The organism is Bradyrhizobium sp. LVM 105 (genome assembly GCF_003957705.1).
Classification (GTDB): Bacteria; Pseudomonadota; Alphaproteobacteria; order Rhizobiales; family Xanthobacteraceae; genus Bradyrhizobium; species Bradyrhizobium frederickii.
On sequence record NZ_QZMV01000012.1, the window covers coordinates 191,479 to 203,142 of the forward strand.

Below are 11,664 nucleotides of genomic sequence, written 5' to 3' on the forward strand. Positions count from 1 at the left end.
GGGATGAGGAATTGAATGGTTTGGGATAATGGAGCGTGCGGGGCTGAACGATCTGGAAGCGGTCATCGCCATTGCGCGGCGGGGAAGTTTTCGGGCTGCCGCGATTGACCTTGGCATGTCCACCACTGCGCTGAGCCATGCGATCGCGAAATTCGAGGAACGCCTCGGTGTCCGCCTGTTCAACCGGACGACCCGCAGCGTATCGGTGACCGATGCAGGGCGGTTGTTCGTGGAGCAGGTTGGCCCCGCACTCCAAAATCTCCAGGGGGCATTGGACGCGGTGCGATCCCAGCGCGAGACCCCGTCGGGCACGATCAGGATCAATGCGGCCCCGTTCGCCGCCCGGGAAATCATATCCCCGCTCGTCATCGAATTTCTGCGCCGCTATCCGGACATGAATGTCGATCTGGTCACCGAAGGTCGACTGGTCGATGTCGTTGCCGACGGCTTCGATCTCGGCGTTCGGGTCGCCAACCTTGTGCCCAGCGACATGATCACTGTGTCGCTTGGCCGCGCGCAGCGATATGCCATTGTGGCGTCGCCGGAATATCTGAAGAATCATGGCCGCCCGCGCGTGCCCCCCGACCTTTTGAACCACCGATGCATCCGGGTCCGGCTGCCGGATGGAGCGTTGTTCCGCTGGCGGTTTGAACGGGACGGAGAAGCGATTCAAATCGATCCGCCCGGCCCAATTGTGCTCGACGAAGTGACTCTTGCTCGCGTTGCCGTCGCCGAGAATATCGGTATTGGCTGTTTTATGGAGCAAAGCGTATTGGCCGACATCAAGGCAAAGCGCTTCGTGCGCCTGCTGGACGATTGGACGCCCCCTTTTCCCGGACTGTGCCTGTATTACCCCGGACGTAGAAATCCGTCGGCAGGGTTGAAAGCGTTCCTCGCTCTGGCGCGCGAGCTAGCGAGTTCATCTGCGCCAAAGTTAGGCAATGGGATCGAGAATTGACGACTTAGATGTCCGCTCCACGTCACGAACGGCATTGCCAGTTTTAGAACGTCATCGCTGCTCAATTACATCATGATTTCAATGACATACAAGTTCGTATTTATGTCCGTAGTGGCGCACCATTCCAACGCTAACGATCGCCGGGCGCCCGCGAGATACTTGCGGCGACATCAGGCCGGTTCTTCTCCAGCCAGGCCATAGCCTCCGAACCATCGACGACACACTCGAAGGTTTCCCAGGTTGGGTCCTCCAGCGATTCTGATTGCAGGCGCTGCGCGGCATACTCAACGAGGTCATGCAAGCGCGCATATCCTGGTCGGCCCTCGAGGGATTCCGCGATCGCGGCGCTGGACCAGCCTTGTCGGGCCAACTCGACAATGCTTGGCGCGTCAGCCGCACTGAACCATGGTGTGGCATCGAACTCGAGGCAGAGGACGTTGTCGGCGGTATGGCAGGTCGCGTGGATCATTGGGTCCCTTTCCGTCGTGCATCAGCCCTTGACCAAGTCCCCCAGCAAATTGGCCGCCACCGTCAGCTTGGCGAGCGTCAGGCCGCTGGCCGCGATTTCCTCGACCGAGCGGCGGATGCGCGTCGCCTCAGGATGAGCCGCAAGCCAGTTGCCGGCGGCCTCTTGGCCGGACTCGCCGTTTGCCAGCATGTTGGCGACCAGTCTTCTTTCCGCGGCCGCGATCTGGTCGACGGCGCGATCGATCGCGAGACGTTCATAATTGTCGTTTGCCGGCACACTGCGCGCGGCGGCGATGATCCGATCGAGCCTGAAATCGGCCTCGACGGCGAAGAAGGTCGTGGCGGCGTCACCGATGGCCCGGCTGGTGCGCTCCGCGACGGTGACGATATCCGGTGCGGAGACGAGCACGTCGAGATCGGCGAGCTCTGCGGCAAGTCCTGCTGGGACGCCGGCACCGATCAGATCCTGCCGCCGCTTGGTGCGCCCAGCCTGCAAGTCCTGCGGCAGGGTCTTGTCGAGCCCGGCGGCGACCTCCCGAATTCCGGGACTGAAGTGCGCGATCACGGCGTCCAGACCGGCTTTGAAATCAGCATTGCGCACGTACCACACCATGCGTGAGAGCAGGAGATCCTGGATCGTCGCGTAGAGGCCGAGTTGCAATTGCCCGTCGATGCGGGTGTCGAGTGCATCGATCGCGGCATTGAGCCGCTGGAGGCTGTAGGATTCATTGACCGCGACGAAAGCCATGACGATGGTGGCGACATCGGCATCGGTCTCGTCGGCCAGGCGCACGACACAGGCCGGACCGCCCCGGTTGATCACGGCATTGGCGAGACTGGTGGCGATGATCTCCCGCCGCAACCGATGCAACTGCACCGCCGTGGGGAATTTCTCCTGCACCTGGCGCGGAAAATACTGGGATAGTTCGCGGGCGAGATAGGGATCGTCAGGCACGCCGGTCGCGAGCAGGTCGTCGTAGAGCGTCAGCTTGGCGTAAGCGAGCAACACGGCAAGCTCGGGCCGTGTCAGGAGCTGGCCGCGCCTGGTGCGCTCGGTGATCGCCGCGTCGTCGGGCAAGAACTCCACGGCGCGGCTGAGTAGGCCGCGCTGCTCGAGCGATTGCATCAGGCGGGTGAGGAAGCCGATCTCGGCCACGCCCTTCCGTTCGGCCAGCGACAGCGCCAGCGTCTGAAGATAATTGTTGCGCAGCACGAGTGCGCCAACCTCCTCGGTCATCGCGGCGAGCAGGCTGTTACGGTCGCCAGGACTGAGGTGTCCCTCGCGCTCGGGGCGCGCCAGCGCGATCTTGATGTTGACCTCGACGTCGGACGTGTTCACGCCGGCCGAATTGTCGATGGCGTCGGTGTTGAGCTTGACGCCCTTCTGCGCCGCCTCGATACGGCCGCGCTGGGTGACGCCGAGATTGGCGCCTTCGCCGATCACCCGCGCACGGACATCGGCGCCCGCGATGCGGATCGGATCGTTGGCGCGGTCGCCGGCCTGATCATCGCTTTCCGAGGACGAGCGAATATAGGTGCCGATGCCGCCAAACCACAGGAGGTCCACGCGGGCCTTGAGGATCGCTGTCATCACCTCGAACGGCGTGGCCTGCGGCTTGTCGAGATCAAGCAGTGCGCGCACTTCCGGTGCAAGCGGGATCGCCTTGAGCGAGCGCGAGAACACGCCACCGCCTTGCGAGATCAGGGACTTGTCATAGTCCTGCCAGCTCGATCGCAGCAGGCCGAACAGGCGCTTGCGTTCGGCGAGGCTGATCGCCGGTTCAGGCGATGGATCGATGAAGATGTCGCGGTGATCGAACGCCGCGACGAGCTTCGTCGCCGGCGAGAGCAGCAGGCCATTACCGAAGACATCGCCCGACATGTCGCCGACGCCGGCAACCGTGAACGGCTTGGTCTGGATGTCGGTGCCAAACTCGCGGAAGTGACGCTTGACCGCCTCCCATGCGCCTCGTGCCGTGATCCCCATCTTCTTGTGGTCGTAGCCCTGGCTGCCGCCGGAGGCGAAGGCATCGCCGAGCCAATGGTGCTTCTCGGTCGAGATCGCGTTGGCGATGTCGGAGAAGGTGGCGGTGCCCTTGTCGGCTGCGACGACCAGGTAGGGGTCGTCACCGTCATGCCGCACGGTCGAGTCGGGCGGCACTATGGTGTCGCGGTCAAGATTGTCAGTGAGTTCGAGCAGCGTGCGAACGAAGATACGATAGGCTTCGGTGCCTTCCGCCATGAAGTGGTCGCGACTCGAGGGCGACGGCAGGCGCTTGGGCACGAAGCCGCCCTTCGCGCCGACCGGCACGATCACGGCGTTCTTCACCTGTTGTGCCTTCACGAGGCCCAGGATCTCGGTACGGAAATCCTGCGGCCGGTCGGACCAGCGCAGACCGCCCCGCGCGACCTTGCCGAAGCGCAGATGAATGCCTTCGACGCGGGGCGAGTAGACGAAAATCTCGTACAGTGGTCGCGGAGCCGGCAGGGCCTCGATCTTGCGCGCGTCGAACTTGAAGGAGATCACCGGATGCGGGTGCCCGTCCTGACCGACCTGCCACAAATTGGTGCGTATGGTTGCCTGCACCAGATTGGTGAAGCGGCGCAGGATGCGGTCTTCATCGAGCGAGGCGACGGAATTGAGCTGCTCCTCGATCTCGGCGACGAGCGCCATCTCGCGCGACGATCGCTCCGCAATCGTGAGTCCAAGGCGCGGATCGAGGCGGCCCTGGAACAGGGCAACGATGTTGGCGGTAATCGCGGCATTCTTGCGCAGTGTCTCCCACATATAGTCCTGGGTGAACGGAGCGCGGATCTGATGGAGGTAGCGCGACAGCGCGCGGATCGTCGATACTTCCCGCCAGCTCAGGGCCGTGCGCAGGATCAGTGCGTTGAATCCGTCGGATTCGGCGCGATCGCGGACCACTGCCATGATCGAGGCTTCCAGACGATGGTTGAATTCATCGTTGATTGCGATCGGCTTTCCGTCGCTGGTCTCGATTGTCATATCGTGCAGCCATGCCGGCGACTGCCAGGTGCGCGGCACGATCTGATAGGTGCGTTCGTTGACCACGTTCAGGCCGTGATTTTCAATCACCGGCACGCGATAGGATAGCGACAGCGGCGTGGCGTCCGAGAAGACCTTCAGGCCGAATCGTCTGGGATCGTCGTCCCCCTCGAGGCGGTAAACCGAAATCGTCACCGGTCTGGCTGAGGAGAGCTTTTCGATGGTTGCGATGTCGGCGAGCGCCTGTTCGGCGCTGAATATCTCGGTGTAGCCGGCGGAAAAGGCCTGGGCATAACGGCTTGCGAGCATGCGCGCCCGCATGCCATCTGCAGACGCAGCCAGCGCGACCTTCAACTTGTCGGCCCAGGTCTCGGCAATGGCGCTGATCCCGGCTTCGAGGGTCGGGCGTTCGACCACCGGAGTTTTACCTTCATATCGGCCGATGATGTAGTGGACGCGCGCAAGCGAACCTTCCGGGAAGGATACGTAGGAGGCCGACAGGATCCCCTTGTAGACCTGCGACAGGAAGGCGCCGACGCGCGTGCGCACGTCGGTGTCGTATTTGTCGCGCGGAATGAAGCAGAGGATGGAGACGAAGCGATCGAACTTGTCCACGCGTGCCAGCACCCGGACGCGGGGGCGCTCATAGAGGATCAGGATCTCCACGACGAAATTGTAGAGCGTGTCGACGTCGATCTGAAACAGATCGTCGCGCGGATAATCCTCGAGAATATGCGTCAGCGCCTTGCCCGAATGGCTATTCGGGTCGAAGCCGGCACGCTGCAGCACCTGCACCACTTTGTGGCGGGCATAAGGGATTTGCTTGACCGAGCGGGTATAGGCGCCGGAGGTGAACAGACCGACGAGGCGCAATTCCCCTTCGAGCCCGCCGTCGGGTGTGTAGAGCTTGATGCCCACATAATCCATCCGGATGCGGCGATGAACGCGGCTGGAGACGTTGGCCTTGATGACGATGAGGAGGCTCGGCTCCCGCATGAACTCGCGAATTTCCGACGTCATCACCACCATTTCGTGACCGCGGCGCAGGACCTTCACCTCGGGATCGCGCAGGATGCCGAGGCCCTCACCGGTCGTGATGTCGTCCGACGCATCGCTGTCGGGCGAGAAACGATATTCGCGCACGCCCAGAAAGGTAAAATTGTCTAAGCACAGCCATTGCAGGAACTGGCTGGCTTCGGCGATCTCGTCGATCGGCAGTGGAGGCGGATCGGTCGCGAAGGTCTTGATCGCCTGCTCAATGCGGGCACGCATGGGCTTCCAGTCGGTGACGCAGGCGCGCACGTCATTCAACGTCATGGTCAGCTCATCAACCAGCTTTTGGCGGTCGGCGTCGACGTCCATGCGGGCGATGTGCAGATGAATGAGGCTTTCGCGGGCGCCCTTTGCTCCCTCCAGGGCTTCGCCATGGAAGCGCATCAGCTTGCCTTGCTCGTCGCGCTCTACCGCGATGATCGGATGAGCGACCAGGGTGACCTCGATACCCTGCTCGGCAAGCTCCGCCAGGGTGGAATCGAACAGGAACGGCATATTGTCGTTGAGAATTTCGAGCACGGAGATCTCGCGGCCATCCGGCATCATCGGATTGACGATGCGAATATCGGCGTGACCCGCCGTGCGCCGCTGTACGTGCTCCCAGGCCTGCTCGGCCAGGAAGGCCAGCGAAGCGGCGTCGTGGTTGGCGAGATCCTCGCTGTTGGTGTGGCCGAACAGGAGTTCGGCGAAAGTCCGGGGCGTGTTGCCTAGCTGTACGCTTCCCGCTGCATCGCGAATGAGGGTCGACCGGGCCTTGTCGTCGCGCCACGCTTCCATAACGTCCTCCATCTCTCGCAGCTTCCGATCGCAATCGCGATCATCAGCTTGCTTCTGGAGTTCATCACTTCGAGCGCCGTCATCTTGACCGCGATCCGGCGCCGCGAAATCTGCCCTCGGCACCTGATCTTACCACTCCGAGCGGTCAAGGCGCGCGGAGTCGTGGCGAAAAGCCCTACGACCGCTCCGTCGTCGGCGTCATGATAAATCGTAAGTACATTCAATGACATACGAGTTCGCAGGTTTGTTCGGAGTGGCGCACCGTGTTCCTGGCGTCGGTCATTTCCGAGATGTACTACGACCTTCGGTCGCTGTACGTGTCCGGCCGCGACTGATATGATCGTAAGACGGTAAACGGCAGCTCGCCACCATACTTTTCTGCGATGCCGGCCTTCTGATCGGACCTCGATCCCGCTCGCGCCGCTTTGCATTGCCTCGACAACAACGCTGAACAAGTTCGTCAACAGCTGCCGCGTCCTCGCTCACACTGGGAGTTGTGCCATGGCTGCATCGGATTGGCGTCTCGAAGGCGAATGGATGAAGAATTGCACCTGCGCGTTTGGCTGCCCCTGCGATTTCAACGCGCCGCCTACCAAGGGCTATTGTAAGGGCATGGTCGGCATGCGGATTGCCAAAGGGCATTTCGGGGCGACCAGGCTCGACGGTCTCTGCTTTGCGATCACGGTCGATTTCCCCGGGGCGCTGCATGAGGGCAACGGGACAATCCAGCCCATCATCGACGAACGCGCCACGGCGGAGCAGCGTCAGGCGCTGTTCGAGGTCTTTTCCGGCAAGCATTCAGCCGAGGGCACGCTGTTCCAGATCGTCAGCATGATCGTCACCAAGATCCACGATCCGGTGTTTGCGCCGTTCGAGTTTTCCTTCGACAAGGACGGGCGCGTCGCCAAGCTCGTGGCCAAGGGCGTGCTCGAGACCGATGTCGAGCCGATCAAGAATCCGGTGACGGGTCAATCGCACCGCATCCAGGTGGTCATGCCGGAGGGCTTCGAGCACAGGGCCGCCGAGGTTGCGTCCGCCAACATCCGCTCGACCGGCGCGATCCCGTTCGAGACCAAGGGCACGCACAGCTCGCTCGCCAATGTCGTGCAGACGCCCGAGGGCGTTGCGGCATGATGCAGCGCCGACATCGGGACGAGATCTCGATGTCGGCTCCTCATCGCGATCCCGGACAAGTCCATGCAGGGGCGCTTGATGCTGGAACATCTGCTCCGTCGCGACCGGCTGGTCGTCGCGATCGGGACCGCCGCAGTGGCGGCGCTCGCCTGGGCCTATCTTGCGAGCGGTGCCGGCATGGATACCGAGATGATGGCGGACATGCCGGACATGGCGCCGATGCCTTGGACGCCGCTCTATGCCGCGCTGCTGTTCGTGATGTGGTGGGTGATGATGATCGCGATGATGGCGCCGAGTGCAGCGCCCACCGTGCTGTTGTATGCGACCGTCAAGCGCAAGCAGGAGACCGAGTCCCGCGCCGCGATCGATGCCTGGATCTTCCTTGCCGGCTACCTCGTGGCATGGGCCGGGTTCAGCCTCGCTGCGGTCCTGGCGCAAGGGGCGCTCGAACGCTACGGGCTGTTGTCGATGGCGATGGCAAGCACCAGCGCGATCCTGGGCGGCGGCATCCTGGTTGCCGCGGGGCTCTATCAGTTCACGCCGCTCAAACATTCCTGCCTGCGCTATTGTGAGAGTCCGTTGTTGTTTCTCAGCCGGCACTGGCTGCCCGGCACGCTCGGAGCATTCCGGATGGGACTTCGCCACGGCAGCTACTGCATCGGCTGCTGCTGGTTTCTGATGGTATTGCTGTTCGTCGGCGGCGTGATGAATCTGACCTGGATCATCGGCATCGCGCTCTATGTCGCCGCTGAGAAACTGCTGCCGTTCGGCCGACGATTGAGTCATGCGGCGGGCGCGATCCTCGTCCTGTCCGGTATGATCGTCCTGGCACGCGCGATGTGAGAAACCGGTACAGAGTTGAAATATCGTCTCCCATTTTACCAATACCGCGTGGTTAACAGCGGACCTCCGTGATCATACGGAGATCGAAAGTTAAAGAATTGACCTCGGCCCGAACCGAAACTTAAGGCTGTGATGCCTAGCTTTGGGCTATGAACCGGTCCGCGCGCCGCTTTCGGCCGCGCTGGTCCCCGGGGCAATCGAGGCAGAGACGGGCGATGCCACTACTGGCGGTGAGCGCAGTTCTGCCCTGGCGGCCGAGGCGAGGGCGCATTTCGTGATTCCGGCAAGGTCAGTCCGCAAAGCCGGAAGGACGATCCTGCGGAATGCTCCGCTGCAGATCGCATTGTTCTTCCTGCCCCTGATCTGGATCGGCTATTTCGCGATCACGTCATCGGAACGCACGGATGCGGTCGAGCAGGCGCGGTCGCACGGCAACAGCGTCGCCGAATTGTTCGAGGAGAACACCGAGCGCATCTTCGAGCGGGTGGATCAGTCGTTGCTGGTGGTGCGAGCGCTCTACGCCCAGGATCCGATGACCTTCAGCCTGAAGTTCTGGTCCGACAAGGCCCGCATCGCCACCGGTGACGTCGTCCAGTTCGCCCTGATCGGGTTGGACGGGTACATGATCGAGACGACGGCGGGCTATTCCGGCCCGCCCCTCTACCTCGGCGATCGCGAACACTTCATTCGTACCATGTCGCAGTCCGAGGATCGCCTCTACGTGGGCAAGCCGGTGCTGGGCCGCGCGTCCAACAAATGGACCATACAGCTCGCAAGGAGGATCTTCGACCTCGCAAGGAATCCGGCAGGCGTGGTCGTCGGCTCGATCAGCATCGAGATGGTCGGCCGGTTCTACGACACCGCAAAGCTCGGCGCCGGCGGAACGCTGGTGCTCAGAAACGCAGACCAGGTCGTACTCGCCGCGCGCGGCATCGATGCGGGCTCCGTGTTGGGGCAACGTTCGCCGAACCGCGTCGGAGGCGAGCTGGGGGATGGCTTCTACGCCCAATACTGGAACGAAAACCACCCCAGCCGCCCTGACAGGCTGGTGACCGCACGCAGATCGCGGCTCTTTCCGCTCATCTTCACGGTAGGTATCTCGGAGCGCGAGATCTATTCGCGCGCGGACGCCAGGCAGAAGGTCTATCTCGGCGGCGCGCTGCTGCTCACGTTCATCATTCTGACTGCGATGCTGTTCTACTGGCGGCGCCAGTTGGCGCTCGATCGCGCTCAGCGAGAGCTGCGCGAATTTGCCAGCAAGTTCGAAGATGCGCTCAGAAACCTTCCCCAGGGGTTGAGCATGTTCGACGGCGGCGACCGCCTGATCGCATTCAATCGGCAATGGATCGAGCTTTACGGCCTCGCGCCCGAGGAGATTCGAATCGGCATGGATTTCCGCGAAGTGTTTGCGAGACAGACCGCCGTCCTCGACGTCGAGGCTTACCTGGCCGATCTGAAGCAACGGCTCACCCAGTCGGAGCACACCTCGAACACCGTGCAGTTTCCGGATGGGCGGGTTGTCTATATTTCCTACGGACGGCGCGAGGATGGCGGGTGGGTCGCCACCCATGAAGACATCACCGAACGCAAGGCATCCGAGGATCGCATCGAAAGGCTGGCGCATTACGACAGCTTGACCGGACTTTGCAATCGCAATCTGTTCAAGGAGCGCATCGACCAGGCGCTCGCGAAGTCCGGCGCCTCGGAAGCTCCCTTCGCCGTGCTCCTGCTGGATCTCGACAAGTTCAAGTCGGTCAACGACGCGCTCGGTCACCAATGTGGCGATGCGTTGCTGAAGCAGGTCGCGGACCGGATCAAGGCGCAGATATGCGACACCGACACGGCGGCGCGGATTGGCGGCGACGAGTTTGCCGTAATCTTCGCACCGGGCCGGCCCGCGATGCAGGACGGGGCCGCCAGCCTCGCCGCGCGGCTGGTCAAGGCCATCGCCGAGCCTTGTCACATCGACGGCCATCCCGTCGTGATCGGCTGCAGCATCGGACTTGCTCTCGTGCCCGAGCACGGCACGCGCGTCGATGAGATTCTTCGCAATGCCGATCTGGCGCTGTACAGCTCGAAGAACGCCGGCCGAAACTGCTTCCAAGTCTACTCGGCGGAGCTCAAGGCCGAGGCCGATCAGCGCAACGTACTCGAGATCGAGCTGCGTGAGGCGATCTGGCGCGAGGAGATCGAGGTGTTCTATCAGCCCGTGATCGAGCTCGGCACCGGCCGCGTGAAGTCGGTCGAGGCGCTGGCGCGCTGGCAGCACGCGACCAGGGGCTTCATTCCACCGGCCGAGTTCATCGCAGTCGCGGAGGCTGGCGGGCTGATCGTCGAGCTCGGCAATCAGGTGCTGTCCAAGGCCTGTCGAGATGCGATGACCATGCCGGTCGATGTCAGGGTCGCGGTCAATCTCTCCGCCCTGCAGTTCGCCGGCACCGATCTCGTCGATACGGTGAGGTTCGCGCTGGCGCAGAGCGGGCTGGCGCAAAGCCGGCTCGAGCTCGAGATTACCGAGAGCGTGTTCCTGGCCGACACGCAGGAAAACCTCAGGACGCTTCAGCGCCTCAAGGCGCTCGGCGTTTCCATTGCGCTCGACGATTTCGGTGTCGGTTACTCGTCCTTGTCCTATCTGACGGCGTTTCCATTCGACAAGGTCAAGATCGACAAGTCCTTCATCGACCGGATTGATCGCAGCGAAACCGTCGCCGTGCTGAAATCCATCGTGCAGCTTGCCAAGACCCTTAAGCTCTCGATCGTTGCCGAGGGCGTCGAGGCTTCCGAACAGGCCGCACGGCTCCGCGCCCTCGGTATCCCGCTCGGCCAGGGCTTTCTCTTCAGCAAGCCTGTGCCCTTGGCCGACCTGTCATGGCAAGGCCACGCACCGCAGCGGGGACGGCAGGCGGTGGCGTGAGGCGTTCCGGCTCCCGGGTGAGGCCGTACTCGCCAGCGACCGCGCATCGCCCTGAGCACCAACAGCTTGTTGGCCGGACTTGACGAGCCTTCGCAAGGGCTCGGAGAGGGCCATGACGTCAGCTCTCCACCGCCCGTGCATTGCGGGTTGATTCCGGGGCCGGAACGCGCCCCCCATTCCTGGCACTCTGCTTGCTCAGTCATGACCAAAGCCGGGCCTCGGCAGAGAGGCCCGTTTCAGGTTGAGGCAAGCGATGCAAGAAGTGTCCCGTACTGGTACTGCCGGCGAACTCCGGCTCGATGCGTTGATCGCCGATCTGTGGTGGCGCGTTCGGCTGTTGAATACCGATATTCTCGAAGTGGAAGCCAAAGCCGGGGTGTTCGACGCCCAGCAGCCGACCTATCCGCTGCTTGCGCTTAACCTTCGCGCGCGGCGGGACAATCTGGTCGCCACCATCGGTGTGCTCGAGCGCCGCGCGAAATCGCTGTCGGAAGCGGCTTGAGAGCAGCC

Annotated in this window: 7 protein-coding genes; 5 read left to right on the forward strand and 2 right to left on the reverse strand. The window is 62.7% G+C overall.

Going from position 1 to position 11,664, the window contains the following annotated elements; genetic code table 11:
- Positions 1-28: 28 nt before the first annotated feature.
- Positions 29-958, forward strand: coding sequence for a LysR family transcriptional regulator (locus tag D6B98_RS28425; RefSeq protein WP_126260336.1), 930 nt, complete (start codon positions 29-31; stop codon positions 956-958).
- Between the two features lie 130 nt (positions 959-1,088).
- On the opposite strand, the gene D6B98_RS28430 is transcribed toward D6B98_RS28425, so the two are convergent.
- Both D6B98_RS28430 and D6B98_RS28435 read right to left on the reverse strand, forming a co-directional pair.
- A complete protein-coding gene (locus D6B98_RS28430; protein ID WP_126260337.1) occupies positions 1,089-1,427 on the reverse strand; it encodes a hypothetical protein in 339 nt (112 codons plus the stop codon).
- Between the two features lie 21 nt (positions 1,428-1,448).
- Positions 1,449-6,275 carry an NAD-glutamate dehydrogenase gene (locus D6B98_RS28435; RefSeq protein WP_126260338.1) on the reverse strand — a complete coding sequence of 1,609 codons (4,827 nt, stop codon included), beginning with the start codon at positions 6,273-6,275 and terminating at the stop codon, positions 1,449-1,451.
- A 489-nt stretch (positions 6,276-6,764) separates the two neighbouring features.
- On the opposite strand from D6B98_RS28435, the gene D6B98_RS28440 reads away from it, so the two are divergent.
- The 4 genes from D6B98_RS28440 (at position 6,765) to D6B98_RS28455 (ending at position 11,656) form a co-directional block, all read left to right on the forward strand.
- On the forward strand, positions 6,765-7,397 hold the full coding sequence (locus tag D6B98_RS28440; RefSeq protein ID WP_126260339.1) for a DUF1326 domain-containing protein: 633 nt from the start codon (positions 6,765-6,767) through the stop codon (positions 7,395-7,397).
- Positions 7,398-7,460: 63 nt separating this feature from the next.
- Positions 7,461-8,240: a DUF2182 domain-containing protein gene (locus tag D6B98_RS28445; RefSeq protein ID WP_126260340.1), complete on the forward strand. Its 780-nt coding sequence runs from the start codon at positions 7,461-7,463 to the stop codon at positions 8,238-8,240.
- Between the two features lie 142 nt (positions 8,241-8,382).
- The gene (locus tag D6B98_RS28450) at positions 8,383-11,154 is read left to right on the forward strand and encodes a bifunctional diguanylate cyclase/phosphodiesterase (RefSeq protein WP_126260341.1); all 2,772 of its coding nucleotides are present in this window, start codon (positions 8,383-8,385) and stop codon (positions 11,152-11,154) included.
- Positions 11,155-11,407: 253 nt separating this feature from the next.
- Positions 11,408-11,656 carry a hypothetical protein gene (locus D6B98_RS28455; protein ID WP_126260342.1) on the forward strand — a complete coding sequence of 83 codons (249 nt, stop codon included), beginning with the start codon at positions 11,408-11,410 and terminating at the stop codon, positions 11,654-11,656.
- Positions 11,657-11,664 lie beyond the last annotated feature (8 nt).